Origin of the sequence: Micromonospora avicenniae, from assembly GCF_900156065.1 — a bacterium.
In the GTDB taxonomy this organism is placed as follows: Bacteria; Actinomycetota; Actinomycetes; order Mycobacteriales; family Micromonosporaceae; genus Micromonospora; species Micromonospora avicenniae.
On the sequence record NZ_FTNF01000010.1, the window covers coordinates 235140 to 252302 of the forward strand.

Genomic DNA, 17163 nt, shown 5'->3' on the forward strand with positions numbered 1-17163 from the left:
GTCCTCCGTCAGGCCGTCGTGGCCGGGCGGAGGACGCCGAGGCGTTGGGTGGCGCGGGTGAGGGCGACGTAGAGATCGCTGCGGCCGCGCGGCGACTCCGCCACGATCAGGTCCGGGTCGATCACCAGCACCGAGTCGAACTCGAGCCCCTTCGCCTGCGCCACGGTGAGGACGACCACCCGGCTCTCCAGCTCGGGGTTGTCGCCGATGGCGGCCTCCGGCAGTGCCGCGGTGAGCGTCGCCCCCAGCTCGTCGACCAGGCCGGCCGGCACGATCACGCCGAGGCGGCCGTCGCCCAGTCCGGCCGCCTCCCGGGCCGCCGCGTCGACCAGCTCAGCGGTCAGCCGGTCGGCGGCGACCGTGCGGTCCCACGGCGGTACGCCGCTGGCGCGTACGGAGCGCGGCGGGGTCAGCGTCGGGTCGATCTCGGTGAGCAGGTCGGCGGCGACCGCCATGATCTCGGCCGGGGTGCGGTAGCTGACGGTCAGCTCGGTCAGCCGCCACCGGTCGGCCACGTACGGCGCCAACGCCTCCCGCCAGGAGCGGGTGCCGGTGAGCGCGCCCGTCTGCGCCACGTCGCCCACGATGGTCATCGACCGGCTCGGGCAGCGGCGCATCAGCAGGCGCCAGGCCATCGGCGACAGTTCCTGCGCCTCGTCCACGATGACGTGTCCGAAGGCCCACTTCCGGTCGGCCGCCGCTCGCTGCGCGGTGGTCAGCCGGTCCGTCTCCTCCTGCCGTTCCAGCAGCCGCTCGGCGTCGATCAGGTCTGTCACACCGAGGATCTCACCGCCGTCGGCCTCGTCCTCCACGTCGATCGAGCGTGAGCCCCGGGCGATCTCCAGTACGCCTTCGGCGTACTCCCGTTGGAGCGAGCGGATGCGCTCGCGGAGAGCCGCGGCCTCGCGCTCGTCCTCGCCGAGCAGTTCGGCGGCCTCGTCGAGCAGCGGCACGTCGGCCGGCGTCCAGCCGCCCGGCTCCCGGTGCAGCAGCGCCCGCTCGTCCGCGGTGAGCATCGGGGCCGCGGTGGCGATCCGGTCCGGGTCAGCGTACAGGTCGGCGAGGAGTCGCTGCGGGCTGAGCACCGGCCACAGCTCGTCCAACGCCGCCCGAATCTCCGGCTCCTCACGCAGCTCACGGCGGATCTCGGCACGGTCGGCCTCGTCGAGCAGGTTCTCGCCGCCCAGCGGATCGGCCCCGATGCGCTCGGCCACCTGCTCGGCGAGAGCGTGGACGATCTCGACGTCGAAGATCGCCCGGGCCAGGTTGTGCGGTCGGCCGGTGCGGCGGGCGCGATCCCGGGCGGCGCGTACCGTCTCGGGGTCCAGGGTGAGCGCTTCCCGCTCGACCTCGATCTCCATCGGTTCGTCCGGCACCCGCTGCCGGTCCCGCACCGCGGCCGCCAGCACCTCGACCATCACCGCCCCGCCCTTGAGCGCCGCGGTCTCGGCGGGCTCGGCGCGGCGTGCCTGTACGCCGGGGAAGAGATCAGCCTGGGTACGCAGCAGCACACCGGTCTCGGCCAGCGCCGGGAGCACGTGGGAGATGTAGCGCAGGAACGTGGGGTTCGGGCCGAGCAGCAGTACGCCCCGGGTGGAGAGCTCGCGCCGGTGCGTGTAGAGCAGGTACGCCGCCCGGTGCAGCGCGACAGCGGTCTTGCCGGTGCCCGGGCCGCCCTGGACCACGAGCACGCCGGGAAGATCAGCGCGGATGATCTTGTCCTGCTCGACCTGGATCGTCTCGACGATGTCCCGCATCCGGCCACTACGCCCGGCGTTCAGGGCCGCCAGCAGTGACGCCTCACCGGTCAGCTCCTCGTGGGCCGTGGGGGAGGCGGTGTTGATGTCCAGCACCTCGTCGTTGAGGCCGGTCACCTTGCGCTGCCGCGTACGCAGGTGCCGTCGGCGCCGTACGCCCTGCGGGTTGGCGGCCGTGGCGAGGTAGAACGGGCGGGCCGCCGGGGCTCGCCAGTCCATCAGCAGCGGGTCGTAGTCGCCGCTGGTGTCGAAGATGCCGATCCGGCCGATGTAGCGGCGCGAACCGTCCTCGCCGTCGAGCCGGCCGAAACAGAGCCCGTTCTCGACTGCGGAGAGCTGCTCGACCTGTTCGGCGTACATGCGTACGGAACTGTCGCGCTGGGAGCGGGCCTGGAGGGTGCCGCCGGTCGTCCGTAGCTCGTCGGTGAGCCGGCTGGCGGCCTGCTCACGAAGCTGGTCGAGGCGTTGGTAGAGCACGGAGACGTACTCCTGCTCGCGGCCGATCTCGTCGTCGAGCGGCAATTCGCCGGTACCGCCGGAGTGCCTTGACAAGCCGTCTCCCTAAAAACTATAATTGACGCGGGAACGGCAATTTTCAGCCGTTCTTTTTTTGTGCCTGAATTCTTAAAGATAGCGTGCCGCCGCCGTCTCGGCCAAACGAACGCCACCGGTGGACGTCGCCACCGGTCCGGTACGCGCGACGGCGCCGCCGGTGGTGTACCGGCGGCGCCGTCGTCTCTCGATGTCGCCCCTGTCGAGTCGGGCGGGTGGCCGGGGTCAGCCGCGGGCCGCCTCGTAGAGCCGCTCCGGGGTCACCGCCCCGGCCAGCACCCGGCCGTCGTCGGTGAGCAGTACGTTGAACAGCTTCGCGGTGAACAGCCGTCCGCTGCCCCAGGCGCCGCTGACCTCCGGCAACGAGCCGAGCACGCCGGCGATCTCACCGCCGGCCGGGCTCCCGGTCCCGGCGGCGCCCTTCGCGCCGACCTCGCCGACCTGCGCCACCAGCACCGTGGTCCAGCCGGTCCCGACCGTACGCACCCGCGGGTGCTCCGGCAGCGCGGGCCTGGGCGCCGGGCGGTCCCTCCGGTCGGCCTTCTCCTCCTGCACCGTCACGCCGGGCGGCGGGTTGAAGGTGAACTGGTCGGCGTCCGGGCGCCGGAAATCGATCTCGGTGAACGCGACCTCGAACGCCGGCTGGTCGCTGCCGGTGGCGAAGATCTCGAACCGCAGCGGGACGTGCTCGTCGGCGTCGATGGCGATCCGCACCTGGTGGACCAGCGAGGCCTCGTCGCGCGGCTCCAGCACCAGTTCGTACGCCTCCCGGCCGGCGACCGTGGCGGCGCGTCCGACGCTGACCACGGTGCTCGGCTCGATGGCGGCGAGCGCCTGGTCGGCGGCCTGCGCAGGCGTGGCCGGCAGCTCCGGCGCGGCGTCGCCGCCGGTCCCGCGCCTCCCGGCGACCTCGCTGCCCAGCGTGCGGTGGGTCGCGGTGTTGCCGCGGCTGTCCCAGGTCCACAGGTCCTGGCCGTTGCGGATCAGGTCCCGCTCGCCGAGCGTGTCCAGCAGCGCGATCCGCTGCCGGTCCGGCCCGGAGTGCCAGACCCGCAGGGTGTGCGTACCGCTGGCCAGCGCGGCCAGGTCGTTGCTGCCGGCGGCGAGGCCCGCGATCGGCGGCAGGCCCAGGTCGGCCCGTTGCACGACGGTGCCCGAGAGCCCTTCCAGCTGGGAGGTCTGCAGGTCTACCAGGAGCTGCGCGGCCGTGCGGGGCGGCAGGCTCGGCTCGGCCTCGGCGGCGAACGTGCCGACCGCGGCGCCACCACCGATCACGGTGACGGCGGCGGCCACCGGGACCAGCCAGCGCAGAACGGGACGGCTCTTCAGGACGGACATGATGTGACACCTCCTGAAGACATACTGCCCGGTGCACGCTGTGACGGCGCTGAGAGCGGCGGATCGGGCTCCGCCTGTCGCCCGGTTGTGCTGCACGTCACCACCGGACGGCAGTCAGGGTGGACGCGGTGTCGGCCCCGGCACGGTGATCGGGCGTCCGCGCGCAGCTCAGGCGCCGGACCGTCGGCCTGCCTCGCTGAGCAGCTGGTCGCCGAGTGCGGTCCGTGAGTAGAGCACCTGGCGGCCCGCTCGACGCGAGCTGAGCAGTCCGGCGGCGCGCAGCGCCTGAAGGTGCACGCTGAGCGTCGGCGCGGAGAGCGCCATCTGGGTGGCGGCCTGGCTGGTCGACATCGGCAGGTCGAGCTGGGCCAGCAGGGCGGCCCGGGTCTGCCCGAGCACGCCGGCGAGCGCCGAGTCGGGCTGCTCCGAGTGCTCTCCCCAGAGCCGGCCGAGACCGCGCGGGGAGTAGGAGACGCTGGGTGACTCCGGCTGCGCGGTCCGCACCAGGACATCCGGCCAGGCGAAGGCGCAGGGCACGAGGAGCAGGCCGCGTCCGCCGCAGTCGGCGTGGCCCTCGTAGTACTTGGCGATCGTCAGTGTCTGGTCGGCGTAGGTGACCGACGGATGCAGATTGTTCATCATCCGGTCGACGCCACCGTCGGCCAGCGCATCGAGCCGGTACGCGATGTCGTCGTTGAGCAGCGCGTCGATCCGCGGCCAGTGTGGGGCGATGGCGACCCGGTGGTACGCCTCGATCGCCTCGCTGATCGGGCCGATGCCCGCGTCGGGCCGGTCCACCAGCGCCTGGAGCAGTGCCTGCCGCCGTTCGCAGCCGGGGCCCTGCTGGGCGACCCGGTGTGCGGCCAGGTGCGCCAACTCCTTGGCCACCGCCTCCGGGTCGGCGTCGGCGACCTGCGCGAGGGCGTCCGCGAAGCTCGGGGACCGGCGACCCGGCGGCGGCACCAGGAAGTCGGGGATGTAGCCCGCCGGGCGCACCAGCGCCCGCAGCAGGTCCAGGTCGCGCTTGCGCAGCCTGCTCGCGCGCTCGGCGAACCGGTCGATCCAGGGACGGTGCAGGTGCCGTCCCCGACTCCCGGCGGCCAGCGCACGGAGGCTGGCGACGGTCTCCGTGAGGGGCGAGGCGGCGAAGCGTACCCGGGCCAGGTCGGCCGCCGTGAAGTGCAGGTGGATCACTCAGCCACCCCTCCCGATTAGGTCTGAGCCTAATCGTGGCCGGGCGTGGGAGACCACTACAGACTGAGGTCACCATTCGGACAACGGATAGGACATTGAGAATGCGCACGCTGATCTACACCGCCTTCGTCTCGCTCGACGGCGTCGTCGACTCGCCCGGCGGTGGCAGCCCGACCGAGAACCACCGCAGCGCCGGCTGGACCTTCAAGGACATCAAGGTCGTGCCTGAGGCGTACGAACTCAAGGGCCGGGAGACCCAGGAGGCCACCGCGCTGATGTTCGGCCGGAAGAGCTACGAGGTGTTCTCGCCGGTGTGGCCGGACATGGCGGAGTTCGCCGACCTCAAGCAACTGCCGAAGTACGTCGTGTCCACGTCCCTCGGCGAGGACGCTCTGGTCGACAACTGGGGCGACATCACGATCCTGCGCAGCCTCGACGACGTCGCGAAGGTCAAGGAGACCGACGGCGGCCCGATCTTCATCCACGGCAGCGCCACCCTCGCCCGCGAGCTCTCCGACGCCGGCCTGATCGACCGCTACCACCTGCTGGTCTACCCGCTGCTGCTCGGCGCCGGCAAGCGGATGTTCAGCGAGACCGACAAGGACAAGCAGATGTTGAAGCTGCTCGAGTCCGAGACGTACGCCAACGGCATCACCAAGCTCGTCTACGACGTCGTCCGCTGAGGATCCCCGCCGCCATGACCAGCGGATCGACGACAGATGCCCTGCCCGCGGCCTACGAACGGCTGCACGCGTACGGGCCGGAGTTCGGTGGCGACGAGGAGGGCAACCACGGGCTGACCAACCACGGCCCGATGGCGATCGAGGTCATGGTCCGGCGGGGGCTCGACATCGACGTCGAGGTCTGGCTCGGTCGCTACGTCCGCCGCCTGGCGGAGCTGCCCGGCACGAGCGAGGCCATCCGGCCCGGCGAGTGGAACGCGGCGTTGGGCCAGGCACGACGGCTGCCCGACTGGACCGCGTTCTTCCGGCACGAGCTGACCGAACGCCAGTGGTCGGAGGTGCTCGCCGAGTGGTGGCCGCGGCTGCTGCCGGGGATCGTGGCCGGCTCGACCCACGGCGTCATCCGGGTCGGGCACGCGGTGCGTACGCTGCGCGGCACGGATCGCCCACCGGCCCGGCAGACCCTCGACGAGCTGGCCCACGGGCTGGCGTTCTGGGCGGCGCGCTACCGCGAGCTCTCCGGGACGGTAGCGCCCGCGGGCACCCTCACACCGCGTGAGGCCCTGCGGGCCGTCACCCGGCTCGAGGACCAGAGCGGCTTCATCGCTCACCGGCTCGACCGGCTCGAGCGCAGCCCGGGCTGGACGGCGAGCCTGCGCGCGCTGCAACCCGCCACGTCAGCCGAGCAGGTCCCGGCGCGGCTGGAATCGCTCGTCGACCTGGCCGCCCAGGCCTACCTCGGGTTCGGTCACGGTTCACCGGTCCTGCTGGTGCACGCGGCCACCGCACCCAACGCCGTGCGGCACGTGCTCCCGGTCCTGCCGACCGAACAGTGGCTGCCGAGCCTGACGGCGGCCTGGGCGGCCGTGGTCGCGGTCGTCGCCACGTACGCCCCGGCCCGGCCGGCACCGTACGCGGAGATCGTCCGGCGCTATCCGCAGCCGACCCGGGCGGACGCGCTCCAGCAGGCGGCCGAGCACGGCGACGAGCACGTCCTGAAGTTCGCCGACACGGCCGTCGAGTCGTACGACCGCACCGGCGATCCCGAGCTGCTCACCGCGACCCTGCACGCCGGCCGGCTGATCGACCGGCCCTGACGCGGGACAGCACCGGCCTCCTCGCCCGGCGGCGGGGGCGAGGAGGCCGGAGTGCGGCGCGGTGGCACCCTTGACCCGTGCGGCTGCTGGTGGTGGAGGACGAGGCGCGGCTGGCGGCCTCGCTGCAACGAGGGTTGCAGGCTGAGGGCTTCGCGGTGGACGTGGCGCCGACCGGCCCGGCCGGATTGGACGCGGCGCGGGGCGGCGGCTACGACGCGATGATCCTGGATGTCATGTTGCCGGGTTGTTCGGGCTACGAGGTGGTCCGCCGGCTGCGCGCCGAGGAGCACTGGCTCCCGGTGCTCATGCTCTCGGCCAAGGACGGTGAGTACGACCAGGCCGACGGGCTGGACTGCGGGGCCGACGACTATCTCACCAAGCCCTTCTCGTACGTGGTGCTGCTGGCTCGGCTGCGCGCGCTGCTGCGCCGCGGCGCGCCCGAACGCCCGGCCGTGCTGACCGTGGGCGACCTCAGGCTCGACCCCGCAGGGCGGCGGGTGACCCGGGCCGGCACGGAGGTGGCGCTGACCGCCCGCGAGTTCGCGCTGCTCGACTACCTGATGCGCCGCCCCGGCGAGGTGGTGTCCAAGACCGAACTGTTGGACCACGTCTGGGACGCGAGCGTGGAGACCGCACCCAACGCCGTCGAGGTCTACGTCGGGTACCTGCGCCGCAAGATCGGCCGGGAGCGACTGGAGACGGTCCGCGGCGCCGGCTACCGGCTCGCCACGTGAGCGCGCTGCCACGTCCGCGGCTGCCCGCGCTCGGGCTGCGCGGCCGGCTGATGGCGATCGGCGTGTTCGGTCTCTCGGTCGGGCTGGCGCTCGGCGGGCTGGTGCTGCTTGGTGTCCTGGGTTACGTGCTGCAGCGCAGCGTGGACAGCGAGGCGTTCCGCACCGCGGACGCGGTTGCCCTGCTCGCCGCCGAGGACGCGTTGCCCGATCCGCTGCCGGTGGCCGGCGGTCAGGTCCGGGTCCAGGTGATCGACAGCCAGGGGCGGGTACGGGCCGCGTCGATCGACGCCGACCGCCTGGTGCCGATGGTCCGCCCGGAGCGGCTCGAACCGCACCGCCGGCAGCGACTGTCGGTGTGGGGGGAGCGGGCCGGACTGGCCGGCCCGGTCCGGGTCGTGACGGTGCCCGCCGGCACGGCCACCGATCCGCTCACCGTCCTGGTCGCGAAGTCGATGACAGACGTCCGGCACAGCACGCGGGTGGTCGGGAGCATCCTCCTGATCAGCTTCCCGTTGCTCGTGGCGGTGCTCGCCGCGGTCGCCTGGCGGGTGGTCGGCGCCGCCCTGCGGCCGGTGGAGGCGCTGCGCCGCGGCGCCGAGGAGATCACCGGACGAGCCGGGCCCGACCGTCTTCCGGTGCCCGCCTCGCACGACGAGGTGCACCGGCTGGCCCTCACCCTCAACGGGATGCTGGATCGGCTGGATTCGGCCCGGCGACGGCAGCGGGCGTTCCTCGCCGACGCGGCCCACGAGCTGCGGAGCCCGGTCACCAACATCCGTACGGAACTGGAGGTGGCCCGCCGCCTGGGCGACCGTACGGACTGGGCGGCGGTGACCGAGAACCTGCTCGCCGACACCGAACGGCTGGGCCGGCTGGTGAACGACCTGTTGCTGCTGGCCCGGCTCGACGAGTCCGGCACCGGTCAGGACGGGGACGGCAGCGGGACCGGGGCGGGCAGCAGCGTCAGCGGCGGGGCCCGGTCGAGCGGCGGGGCCGGGTCGAGCGGCGGGGCCGGGTCGAGCGGCGGGGCCGGGTCGAGCGGCGGGGCCGGGTCGAGCGGCGTCGGCCCGGTCGAGTTGGGCGAGTTGCTCACCGCGGTCGCCGCCCGCTATCCGTCACCGCCGGTCCACGTGTCGCCGCCGGACGAGCCGCTGTGGATCGTCGGGCACCCGGACGAGTTGCGTCGGGTGCTGACCAACCTGGTGGACAACGCCGTCCGGCACGCGCGTACCCGGGTGGTGCTGGCCGCCGTACCGGACGGCGCGTACCACCTGGTGACGGTGACCGACGACGGACCCGGCATTCCCGCCGCGGACCGCGATCGGGTCTTCGACCGGTTCACCCGGCTGGACGACGCGCGGGCCCGCGACGCCGGTGGGGCCGGCCTCGGGCTGTCGATCGTCCGCGAGCTGGTGCGCCGGGCCGGTGGCACGATCAGCCTCGCCGACGCCGAGCCCGGACTGCGGGTACTGCTCCGCCTCCCACCCCTACCCACCGACGACCGCAGCAACTGATTCACGGAAAGAGTGGCTATTCGCCGCGGAACAGCCACTCTTTCCGTGAAAGTGCGCGGATCTTGGGCGGGGGTGGGGCGGGGGTGAGGTCAGCGGCGGTGGGTGCAGACCTCGTCTGCCGTGGCGACGGTGTCGGTGGACCAGACGACGGCCACCGTGAAGCAGTAGTCGTTGCTCGGGCTCAGCCCGTAGACGACGAAGTCGCTCGTGCCGGCGGGCAGATCGGTGAGGGCGCTCTTGGGCTGGCCGGCCCGTCCGCCCGAGATGACCACCGGCCCCTCGCCGCCGGCCGGGTAGGTCCAGCGCAGCGCGACGTTGTCCCGGTTGTCGCGCAGGTTCACCCCGGCGGGAGGGGCGCCGATGCGGGGCGTCGGGCTCGCCGCGGCGGACCGGGTCGCGGCCGTGCTCGTCGGGGTGGTGCCGGCCGAGCCGGGGGGTGAATCGGGTGGCGGGTCACCGCCGCCGACCCGGGACACCCCGGCGATCACCGCCGCGGCGCCGAGCAGCACCACGGCCACCCCGGCGATCACGAGCGGTACCAGTCGCCGCCCCGAGGCGGAGGGCGTGCGGGGTACCGGCACGGGCAGCAGCCTCGACTGCTCGTACGGCTCGACGTCGCGCCGTACCCGGTGCACACCGTCGGCCTCCTGCTGCCCGCCGCCGAGCGCCATCACCGCCGGTGGTACGGCGCTCCCGGCCGGCGGCGCGGCCGCGTCCGGGGTCTGCTGGTCGGGGTGTTCCGGCGGCCGCCAGGCCTGCTCCGCCCCCGCCTGCCCCGTCCCCGCCGGGTCGTCCACCGGCTGGCGCGGCACCGGCACGGTCCGCCCCTCCGGCTCCGACGGCGGGTACCCGGGCATGTCCCCGTAGGACGGGGTGCGGGCGGCAGGCACGACCGGCGCCGCGGCCGACGGGGAGTCCGGACAGACGTGATCGGGGTTGGCGGCGGCCCGGGCCAGCGTGGCGACCTGGCCGGCGAGCGGGTCGTCGCCGGCGAGGTGCTGCCGGCAGAGCTCCCGGGCCAGGGCCAGGTTGTCGTGTGCCTCGGCGAACTGCCCGCAGTCGCGCTGCATCGCGCCGAGCCGCGCCAGCATCTTGATACCGCTGGGGTGCCCGTCGCCGTAGACCTCACGGTGCAGCTCCCAGGCGTCCTGCAGGCGGTCCCGGGCGATCCGGCACTGCCCGCGGGCGTACTCGACGGTGGCCAGGTCGGCGTGCGCGGCGAGCACCCGCAGCGACTCCGGCCCGTCCTGCGCGGTCAGCTCGATGATCACTTCCTGGTAGAGCCGGGCGGCTCGCGAGTGGCTGCCCACCCTGTGCAGCACCGCGGCCAGGGTCGCGGCGGCGGCCACCGTACGCGGGTCGGAGTGGCCGTGCAGCCGGGTGTGGGCGGCGTACGCGAAGGCGGCCCAGCCCCGGGCGGAGTGCGGCTCGCCGAGGGCGACCAGCACCCGCGCCTGGAGGCTCGCCGCCTCGGCCAGTTCGGTGGTGGCGTTCGCCGGGCGCGGGTCGGCGTCGCTCAGCGCGTCGGAGAGCAGCCGTTGAGCGCCGGCCAGGTCGCCGGTGGACACCAGATGGTGCGCCTGGTCAGTCAGTTTGCCGAAGCCGGAGGGCACGCCCCATCGTGCTCATCCGACAACGGTAAGTACAAGACCCGCGCCGGTGTGGATGCGTCAGGATCCGGTCAGGTGGGCGGCGAGCGTCTCGCTGATCCGGCGTAGCTGGTCGACCTCGGCGGGGGACAGGACGTCGAACAGGTGCCGGCGTACGCCCTCGACGTGGCCGGGCGCGGCCGCCGCGAGCGTCTGGAAGCCGGCCTCGGTGAGGTGCGCGACCTGGCCGCGCCGGTCGGTGGGGCAGTCCTCCCGGCGTACCCAGCCGGCGGCCTCCAGGCGGGCGACGGCGTGCGAGAGCCGGCTGCGCGACGAGCCGGTGATCTCGGCCAGCTCGCTCATCCGCATCCGGCGCTCCGGTGCCTCGGAGAGGCGGACCAGGATCTCGTAGTACGCGTGCGGCATGCCCGCGTCCCGTTGCAGCTCGCGGTCGAGGGCGTCCATCACGCCACGGGAGGCGGTCAGGAACGCCCGCCAGGTGTGCTGCTCGTCCGGGTTCAACCACCGCGTCATGACCACCATCATAACGTCGGTAGTTGAACGTTCAACTAAATCGAGCTAGCGTGGGGGCATGGGAATTCACCGGCTCAACCACGCCGTCCTCTACGTCAGCGACCTCGACCGCAGCGTTGCCTTCTACCGCGAGGTGCTGGGCTTCCGGCCGGTCGACAAGGCCCCGGCCGGCTTCCGCGGCGCCTTCCTCCAAGCGCCCGACTCGACCAACGACCACGACCTCGGCCTGTTCGAGATCGGCGCCGGTGCCGGCCGGTCGACCGCCGGGCGCGGCACCGTCGGGCTCTACCACCTCGCCTGGGAGGTCGACACCCTCGACGAGCTCGCCGCCACCGCCGAGCGGCTCGCCGCGGCGAACGGCCTGGTCGGCACCTCCGACCACGGCACCACCAAGAGCCTCTACGGGCATGACCCGGACGGGCTGGAGTTCGAGATCGTCTGGCTCGTTCCGGCCGACCTGCTCGACGACGCCACCCGCGCCGCGAGTAAGCGGATCGGCCGCCTCGACCTCGACCGCGAGCGGCAGCGCTACGGCGGCCAGACCCGCGGTGGGGTGGGCATCTCCGTGCCGGCCTGACCGCCGGGTGCGGTAGAACGGCAGGATGCCGACCGACTCGACCGCCGCCGCCCTCCGCGAGCTGCTCGTCCGCCAGCTGGAGACCTGGCTGCCGACGGCCCTGCACCGTTCCCGGCGGGCCACCATGGCCCTGGCGTACGCGCACCGCGACGTCGACTCCGCCGAGGCCGCGCTGCGGCTCGTCGCCGGGCAGGCCGACCGGCTGCGCGGGCTCAGGCTCACCGTGCTGGTGCTCGCCGACGCCTCGACCGACCTGCCGGCCCGGCTCGGCCCGATCGAAGCCGGGCTGCCCGCCGACGTCGCCGTGCACGTGGTGCCGGGTGACCCGAGCCGGCTGCCGGTCGCGCTGAAGGCGGGCGGGGCGGTCGGTGCCCCGCTCTTCTCCTTCGTGGACGCCGCCGGCGCGTCCGGTGTCCCCGACGCCGCGGTGTTGCGAGCGGCAGCCGGCGGCCGGCCCGCCGAGATCCTGCTCCGGGCCGGCCGCGGCGCCGGCGCCGAACTGGACGCGGCGGGCTTCCCGCTGGTGACCGAGGTGGATCTGCTGCCCGCCGCCGGCGACACGGCGTCGATCACGTTCGGCACCGGATCGGACCGGAGCCTGGAGGCGTTCAAGGAGTCGCTCTGGGCGGCCGGCGACGTGCGGCTGCGCGACCCGGCCGGGCGCCTGCCCGACGCCGGCCCCGACCCGGAGCTCGACCCGCTGGGCCGGGAACTCCTCGCCGAGCTGGCCCGAACCGGCCCCCGTACGGTCACCGAGCTTCGCCGCCACGCGCTGACCGCGACCGTCTACCGCTCGTCGGACGCGCTGCGGGCCCTCACCGACCTGCTCGCGGCGGGCGTGGTCACCCGTGACCCGGCCGAGGGCCGGCTCGGCGGCGACGTGGTCATCATCCCCTCGGCGGGAGCAGCCTGAACAGCACTGACACCCGACGACGAACGGGGTGCCGGTGTCGCCACCGGCACCCCGCACGTCCTCTGGAGATCAGCGCCGGGACTTGTCCTGCTTCCAGGACAACGGGCCGGGCAGGTCGACCCGGTGCGCCCGCGCACGGGAGTTCCAGGACCACCGGCCGATCTTGACGCTCCACGAGGAGAAGCCGTTCTCGGTGAAGTTGAGGATCAGCGGCCCGATCTTCTGCCGCTTGCGGAACATCACACCCATCGCCGGGCTCCCTTCCCCGCCATGCCTGTCGTGTCGGGATCGAAGATGCCCGCAACGGCGGATCGGGAAACGCCCGCGCGGTCCACGGTGGAGTCAGCGCGGTCGCCGGGCGTCGGGGAGAGCGTTGAGTGGACGATCGAGGCTCGGCTCGACGAGCGTGCGGGGCCGGACGACCTGGCCGGGCAGCGGCTGCTCGCGGGCGGCCCGGAACGCACCGGGGCTCGTTCCCGTCTCGCGGGTGAAGAACCGCCCGAAGTTGGTCGGCTCGCTGAAGCCGAGCCCCCGGCCGATCCGGGCGATCGGTTCGTCGGTTGCCGCGAGCAACCGGCTGGCCTGCAAGGCCACCCGCTCGTCGATCACCTGCTTGGCGCTGCGCCCGGTCACCGCCAGGCAGGCCCGGGTGAGCGTACGCACCGAGCAGCCCAGCCGCGCGGCGTAGTCCTCGACCCGGCGGGTGTGCCGGTAGCCGCGTTCGACCTCCCGGCAGAGCCGGTGGAAGGTGGCTTCCTCGGGGCGGGACGTCGACGGGCCACCGCCGGCCAGCGTGAGCCGGAGCAGCAGCACGGCGAGCTGATGGCGCAGCAGCCCCCGCGCGGCGGGCACCGTCCGGTGCCGGGCGCAGTCCACGGCGAGCTGGCTCACCTCGTTGATCACCGCGTCCTCGTCCTCGCCGGCGAGCTGCCGCCAGGTCGGTACGGCGTCCGGATCCACATCGAGGCCCCGCAGGGCGTTGGCGTTCCAGCGCACCACGGTGGCGTCCAACTGTGGACAGGGGCAGCGCAGCACCTGCCCGGCGTGCACCCGCAGCAGGGTGCCGGGGCGGCAGCGGATCGGCTCGAAGTCCAGTTCGGCGTCACCGTGCCCGCTCGTGGTCAGCACCAGCAGGTCTCGGTCGACCAGCACCGGCCGGCGCCAGCCGGGATCGCCGGCCAGGCCGGCCAGTCCGAGAGTGTCGATCTCGGCGGCGGCGGAGGGGAGAGCCGTGCTGACCGTTGCCGGGGGGTACTGACCAGAGAAGACCATCGCACCCGACGTTAGCCCGCCGCACAGGTCGTCGCATCTCTCTGCCGCGCTGCGGATCTCCGACGTGGTACGGCCCACCAACGGACCGCGGCGGCACGGTCTTGTCCCGCTCCGCCGGGCCGGGCTACGTTACCCGGCGGTAGTGCCGGTCGGCGACGACAGCCGCCGCCCCGTCACTCGACCCGCCGCCGCCCGCTGGACGGCCGGCGGCGACCCGGCGACTCGCGATGGGATGGGCATGACGGATCTGTTCTCGGTCGAAGGCAAGACGGTCCTGGTCACCGGCGGCTCCCGAGGCATCGGCCTGATGATCGCCCAGGGCTTCGTCCAGGCCGGCGCGCACGTGATCATTTCGTCGCGGAAGGCGGACGTCTGCGCCGCCGTGGCCGAGAAGCTCTCCGCGGAGGGACGCTGCGAGGCGATTCCCGCGGACCTGTCCAGCGACGCCGGCGCCGAAGGGCTCGCCGCCGCTATCCGGGAGCGGTACGACCGGCTCGACGTCCTGATCAACAACGCGGGAGCGACCTGGGGCGCCCCGCTGGAGGCGTACCCGGAGAGCGCGTTCGACAAGCTCTGGGCGGTGAACGTCAAGGCCGTGTTCCGGCTCACCACCGCGCTGCTGCCGGCCCTGCGCGCCGCGGCCGGCGACGACGACCCCGCCCGCGTGATCAACATCGGCTCCATCGACGGCATCCGGGTGCCGTGGATGGAGGTGTACGCGTACTCGGCGACCAAGGCTGCCGTGCACATGCTCACCCGCAGCCTCGCCCACCAGCTCGCCGGCGAGCGGATCACCGTCAACGCGATCGCGCCCGGCCCGTTCGAGAGCAAGATGATGGCGTTCGCGCTGGACGACCCGGCGTCCCGGGCGACCATCGAGCAGCAGGTGCCACTGGGGCGGATCGGGCGGCCGGAGGACATGGCCGGTACGGCCATCTACCTCTCGTCGCGCGCCGGGGCGTACCTCACGGGAGCGGTCATTCCGGTCGACGGGGGCATCACCACCCACGGCTGAACGCCGGGCCGGCCCCGGGGGTGGGCGATCGGCAGGACAGGGCCTGTGCCTGGGCATGCCGGAGCCGCGCGGACTCGGCAGATCCGCGCGGCTCCTGTGGCCGAATGGCCGGTGTTGCCCGGTGTGCGGGTACTCAGCGGCCGGCGAGCAGCCGGTTCACCGCCGTGTCGACGTCCAGGTGCTCGGCCTCGCGGCCGCGCGGGACGACGACGTACGTCCGCCGCAGGAAGCGCACCAGGACGCTCCGCGGCACCTCGAAGAGAGCGTTGCCGTCGGGTGACGACAGCGCGAGCGCGACGAAGTCGCCGCGCGGGGTGGCCCACGGCCATACCCGGACGTCCCCGATGCCGGCCGGCTCGTCGAGCCCGGTGACGAGCAGTTCGCGGGCGAAGGACCAGCTCACCGCCTCGCCTCCGGCCGACTCGGCATGGAACAGGACATGGACCGCATACGGGTCAGCAGGGTCGTAACGCAAGCTGGCACGCACCGGCAAGGCGGTGGCGTCAGGCGCGACGAGCCTTAGCGACGTCTCGACCTCTACGGTCGTCGGTCGGATGACACTCATGGACGTTCTCCCCCCGGCACCGCTGCGGAACGCGCGTGTCCCGCTTTTCCCATACTCAGGTGCTACTCCTGGCTACGCTCCGCCATACGCTGACTTCACCCAGTGGTGGGAAGGGGTTCGGAAAGGCCTCCTGAATGTGAAAATTCATGTAGGATTTCCGGTTCTGCCCAGTGCGCGTCCCGCTCGGGATCGGGTGGCTCAGTCGTCGACTTACTCCGGTAACGTCCAGTCGTCGGAAGGGGTGACGGTCCCGGGCGACACTAGGGGGTGAAATGGTCACGAACCGATCCTCAGTGGATCCGATCGCGGCGCCTTGCCCACCGAAAGTCGCGGTCCGAACAGCCAAAAAGCGGGGGTACGCGGTGCCGATGGATCAGCACGACCAGACCGGTCGGCCGGACTCCGGCGGAAGGTGGTCGGAAGCCGACGCGGGGGGTGTAGCCCTCGCGAACCGGCGGCCACGCTGGCGGACACGTGCCTCCACCACCCTCGAACTCATCCGCGCCAACCCGACCGGCCGGATCACCCTCAAGATCTTCATCACGATCGCGGGTGCGCTCGTGGTCACCGTCGGTGTCGCTCTCATCCCGCTGCCCGGACCCGGCTGGCTGCTGGTGATCGCGGGCCTCGGAATCTGGGCCGTCGAGTACCACTGGGCCCGAAGGCTGCTCGGTTTCACCCGCCGCCACGTGCAGGGCTGGACACAGTGGGTGACGCGACAATCCCTCGGCGTACGGATCGTGCTCGGCTCGGTCGGCCTGATCTTCGTCGCGGTGGTGCTCTGGCTGTCGCTGAAGTACAGCCTCGGCATCGACGTGATCGCCCGCCTGATGCACTACCTCGCGACGCACTGACCCCGGATTCGCGGTCGGGGTGGGCGATCAGGTAAAGTCATCCGCGCTGAGGGCGATTAGCTCAGCGGGAGAGCGCTTCGTTCACACCGAAGAGGTCACTGGTTCGATCCCAGTATCGCCCACGCAGGTAAAAGGCCATTCCCGGTCATCGGGGATGGCCTTTTTTGCTGCCCGTACAGCAGCGAAGTGCAGGAGTGGGTCAGCAGGCGGGTGACGACCAGGCGAGGAGATGTCCGCCTGTGTTGTTACTTTGCCGGCCGTGAATGATCAGCTGACGTGGATCGACCGGATCATCGACGTGACCGGATGGCGCCAGGCGTCCGAGGACGATGCCGACTGGGAGCACGTGGAAGCGGAGCTGGGCGTCGGGCTGCCGACGGACTTCAAGGAACTGTGTCGACGGTTCGTGCCGGGGTCGTTCTACGCGTACCTGGATCTGCTGCGGCCAACCGGCGAGCACGAGTCGCGGCAACTGCTTGCGGCGTGGTCCTTCTGTCGGAGCGAGTCCTTCGCGAGTGTGTACGCCCCGTACGGGATCTATGGGCCGGACAAGGGATCGGGGCTGATCCAGTGGGGTGACGACCAGGTCGAGGGGCAGTACTACTGGCTGGCGGATCATTCGGTGGAGCCCGACCGGTGGCCTGTGGTTGCCCAGAAGTACGGCGGCGATCCGTGGCATAGGTTCGATATGTCGACGACGGAATTCATCTACCGGATGATCGCGGACCCCGAGTTCAAGCCGTTCACGGTGGCCGAGCCAGCGCGACGGGCCTTCTACCTGCCTCGCTGGCAGACGATCCCCAATGCCGAGGAGTGGAATGCTCTCACCAACCCGAACCGGGAGAGCTAGACGGCGTATCCCTGTGGAGACCATCGCTGCCTAGGGCGTGTCCTGTCGATCATGGAAGCCAGATGATTGCGGCGATGAGGACGAGGCTGGCCCGGTAGAGGGATGCGCGTTTGGCGTAGCGGGTG

Annotated in this window: 17 protein-coding genes and 1 tRNA gene; 10 read left to right on the forward strand and 8 right to left on the reverse strand. The window is 72.5% G+C overall.

The window, feature by feature from the left end; translation table 11 throughout:
* Nucleotides 1-8 precede the first annotated feature (8 nt).
* The 3 genes from BXA10_RS17600 to BXA10_RS17610 form a co-directional block, all read right to left on the reverse strand.
* Nucleotides 9-2309: a HelD family protein gene (locus BXA10_RS17600; protein WP_076471465.1), complete on the reverse strand. Its 2301-nt coding sequence runs from the start codon at nucleotides 2307-2309 to the stop codon at nucleotides 9-11.
* Nucleotides 2310-2534: 225 nt separating this feature from the next.
* On the reverse strand, nucleotides 2535-3647 hold the full coding sequence (locus BXA10_RS17605) for a LolA family protein (protein ID WP_076471466.1): 1113 nt from the start codon (nucleotides 3645-3647) through the stop codon (nucleotides 2535-2537).
* 168 nt (nucleotides 3648-3815) lie between these two features.
* On the reverse strand, nucleotides 3816-4841 hold the full coding sequence (locus BXA10_RS17610; RefSeq protein WP_076471467.1) for an ArsR/SmtB family transcription factor: 1026 nt from the start codon (nucleotides 4839-4841) through the stop codon (nucleotides 3816-3818).
* A 101-nt stretch (nucleotides 4842-4942) separates the two neighbouring features.
* Between BXA10_RS17610 and BXA10_RS17615 the strand changes: the two genes are divergently transcribed.
* The 4 genes from BXA10_RS17615 (at nucleotide 4943) to BXA10_RS32195 (ending at nucleotide 8869) form a co-directional block, all read left to right on the forward strand.
* The gene (locus BXA10_RS17615; RefSeq protein WP_076471468.1) at nucleotides 4943-5524 is read left to right on the forward strand and encodes a dihydrofolate reductase family protein; all 582 of its coding nucleotides are present in this window, start codon (nucleotides 4943-4945) and stop codon (nucleotides 5522-5524) included.
* 14 nt (nucleotides 5525-5538) lie between these two features.
* The gene (locus BXA10_RS17620) at nucleotides 5539-6621 is read left to right on the forward strand and encodes a questin oxidase family protein (protein WP_076471469.1); all 1083 of its coding nucleotides are present in this window, start codon (nucleotides 5539-5541) and stop codon (nucleotides 6619-6621) included.
* A 77-nt stretch (nucleotides 6622-6698) separates the two neighbouring features.
* Nucleotides 6699-7355 (forward strand): response regulator transcription factor, encoded by a 657-nt coding sequence (locus BXA10_RS17625; RefSeq protein ID WP_076471470.1) that lies wholly within the window; start codon nucleotides 6699-6701, stop codon nucleotides 7353-7355.
* A 50-nt stretch (nucleotides 7356-7405) separates the two neighbouring features.
* Complete coding sequence (locus BXA10_RS32195; protein ID WP_245828298.1) at nucleotides 7406-8869, forward strand: sensor histidine kinase; 1464 nt, start codon at nucleotides 7406-7408, stop codon at nucleotides 8867-8869.
* 89 nt (nucleotides 8870-8958) lie between these two features.
* Here the strand turns inward: BXA10_RS32195 and BXA10_RS17640 are convergent, their stop codons facing one another.
* On the reverse strand, nucleotides 8959-10482 hold the full coding sequence (locus BXA10_RS17640) for a tetratricopeptide repeat protein (RefSeq protein ID WP_076471471.1): 1524 nt from the start codon (nucleotides 10480-10482) through the stop codon (nucleotides 8959-8961).
* A gap of 57 nt (nucleotides 10483-10539) precedes the next feature.
* On the reverse strand, nucleotides 10540-11001 hold the full coding sequence (locus BXA10_RS17645) for a MarR family winged helix-turn-helix transcriptional regulator (protein WP_076471499.1): 462 nt from the start codon (nucleotides 10999-11001) through the stop codon (nucleotides 10540-10542).
* Nucleotides 11002-11050: 49 nt separating this feature from the next.
* On the opposite strand from BXA10_RS17645, the gene BXA10_RS17650 reads away from it, so the two are divergent.
* Together BXA10_RS17650 and BXA10_RS17655 are read left to right on the forward strand one after the other, a co-directional pair.
* A complete protein-coding gene (locus BXA10_RS17650; RefSeq protein WP_076471472.1) occupies nucleotides 11051-11569 on the forward strand; it encodes a VOC family protein in 519 nt (172 codons plus the stop codon).
* Between the two features lie 25 nt (nucleotides 11570-11594).
* Nucleotides 11595-12482 (forward strand): hypothetical protein, encoded by an 888-nt coding sequence (locus BXA10_RS17655; protein ID WP_076471473.1) that lies wholly within the window; start codon nucleotides 11595-11597, stop codon nucleotides 12480-12482.
* Between the two features lie 69 nt (nucleotides 12483-12551).
* Here the strand turns inward: BXA10_RS17655 and BXA10_RS17660 are convergent, their stop codons facing one another.
* Both BXA10_RS17660 and BXA10_RS17665 read right to left on the reverse strand, forming a co-directional pair.
* Nucleotides 12552-12731 carry a DUF4236 domain-containing protein gene (locus tag BXA10_RS17660; RefSeq protein WP_076471474.1) on the reverse strand — a complete coding sequence of 60 codons (180 nt, stop codon included), beginning with the start codon at nucleotides 12729-12731 and terminating at the stop codon, nucleotides 12552-12554.
* A gap of 93 nt (nucleotides 12732-12824) precedes the next feature.
* Nucleotides 12825-13754 (reverse strand): AraC family transcriptional regulator, encoded by a 930-nt coding sequence (locus BXA10_RS17665; protein WP_076471475.1) that lies wholly within the window; start codon nucleotides 13752-13754, stop codon nucleotides 12825-12827.
* Between the two features lie 238 nt (nucleotides 13755-13992).
* Between BXA10_RS17665 and BXA10_RS17670 the strand changes: the two genes are divergently transcribed.
* Complete coding sequence (locus tag BXA10_RS17670) at nucleotides 13993-14769, forward strand: glucose 1-dehydrogenase (protein ID WP_076471500.1); 777 nt, start codon at nucleotides 13993-13995, stop codon at nucleotides 14767-14769.
* Nucleotides 14770-14902: 133 nt separating this feature from the next.
* On the opposite strand, the gene BXA10_RS17675 is transcribed toward BXA10_RS17670, so the two are convergent.
* Nucleotides 14903-15334, reverse strand: a complete 432-nt coding sequence (locus tag BXA10_RS17675; protein WP_007457244.1) for an SsgA family sporulation/cell division regulator — start codon at nucleotides 15332-15334, stop codon at nucleotides 14903-14905.
* Between the two features lie 272 nt (nucleotides 15335-15606).
* Between BXA10_RS17675 and BXA10_RS17680 the strand changes: the two genes are divergently transcribed.
* The 3 genes from BXA10_RS17680 to BXA10_RS17690 all read left to right on the forward strand — a co-directional run bounded on the left by BXA10_RS17680 (nucleotide 15607) and on the right by BXA10_RS17690 (nucleotide 17038).
* Nucleotides 15607-16188, forward strand: a complete 582-nt coding sequence (locus BXA10_RS17680) for a TIGR02611 family protein (protein WP_076471476.1) — start codon at nucleotides 15607-15609, stop codon at nucleotides 16186-16188.
* A gap of 50 nt (nucleotides 16189-16238) precedes the next feature.
* Nucleotides 16239-16310: transfer RNA gene (locus tag BXA10_RS17685), tRNA-Val, on the forward strand.
* A gap of 137 nt (nucleotides 16311-16447) precedes the next feature.
* Entirely contained in the window at nucleotides 16448-17038 is a 591-nt protein-coding gene (locus BXA10_RS17690) for an SMI1/KNR4 family protein (protein ID WP_076471477.1), read from the forward strand.
* Nucleotides 17039-17163: the final 125 nt, after the last annotated feature.

Excerpts from the sequence above, each read along its gene's own strand:
- BXA10_RS17605 (WP_076471466.1), bottom strand. The coding sequence starts at position 3,647 with ATGTCCGTCCTGAAGAGCCGTCCCGTTCTGCGCTGGCTGGTCCCGGTG.
- BXA10_RS17615 (WP_076471468.1), top strand. The coding sequence starts at position 4,943 with ATGCGCACGCTGATCTACACCGCCTTCGTCTCGCTCGACGGCGTCGTC.
- BXA10_RS17620 (WP_076471469.1), top strand. The coding sequence starts at position 5,539 with ATGACCAGCGGATCGACGACAGATGCCCTGCCCGCGGCCTACGAACGG.
- BXA10_RS32195 (WP_245828298.1), top strand. The coding sequence starts at position 7,406 with ATGGCGATCGGCGTGTTCGGTCTCTCGGTCGGGCTGGCGCTCGGCGGG.
- BXA10_RS17645 (WP_076471499.1), bottom strand. The coding sequence starts at position 11,001 with ATGGTGGTCATGACGCGGTGGTTGAACCCGGACGAGCAGCACACCTGG.
- BXA10_RS17650 (WP_076471472.1), top strand. The coding sequence starts at position 11,051 with ATGGGAATTCACCGGCTCAACCACGCCGTCCTCTACGTCAGCGACCTC.
- BXA10_RS17655 (WP_076471473.1), top strand. The coding sequence starts at position 11,595 with ATGCCGACCGACTCGACCGCCGCCGCCCTCCGCGAGCTGCTCGTCCGC.
- BXA10_RS17660 (WP_076471474.1), bottom strand. The coding sequence starts at position 12,731 with ATGGGTGTGATGTTCCGCAAGCGGCAGAAGATCGGGCCGCTGATCCTC.
- BXA10_RS17665 (WP_076471475.1), bottom strand. The coding sequence starts at position 13,754 with ATGGTCTTCTCTGGTCAGTACCCCCCGGCAACGGTCAGCACGGCTCTC.
- BXA10_RS17670 (WP_076471500.1), top strand. The coding sequence starts at position 13,993 with ATGACGGATCTGTTCTCGGTCGAAGGCAAGACGGTCCTGGTCACCGGC.
- BXA10_RS17675 (WP_007457244.1), bottom strand. The coding sequence starts at position 15,334 with ATGAGTGTCATCCGACCGACGACCGTAGAGGTCGAGACGTCGCTAAGG.
- BXA10_RS17680 (WP_076471476.1), top strand. The coding sequence starts at position 15,607 with ATGGTCACGAACCGATCCTCAGTGGATCCGATCGCGGCGCCTTGCCCA.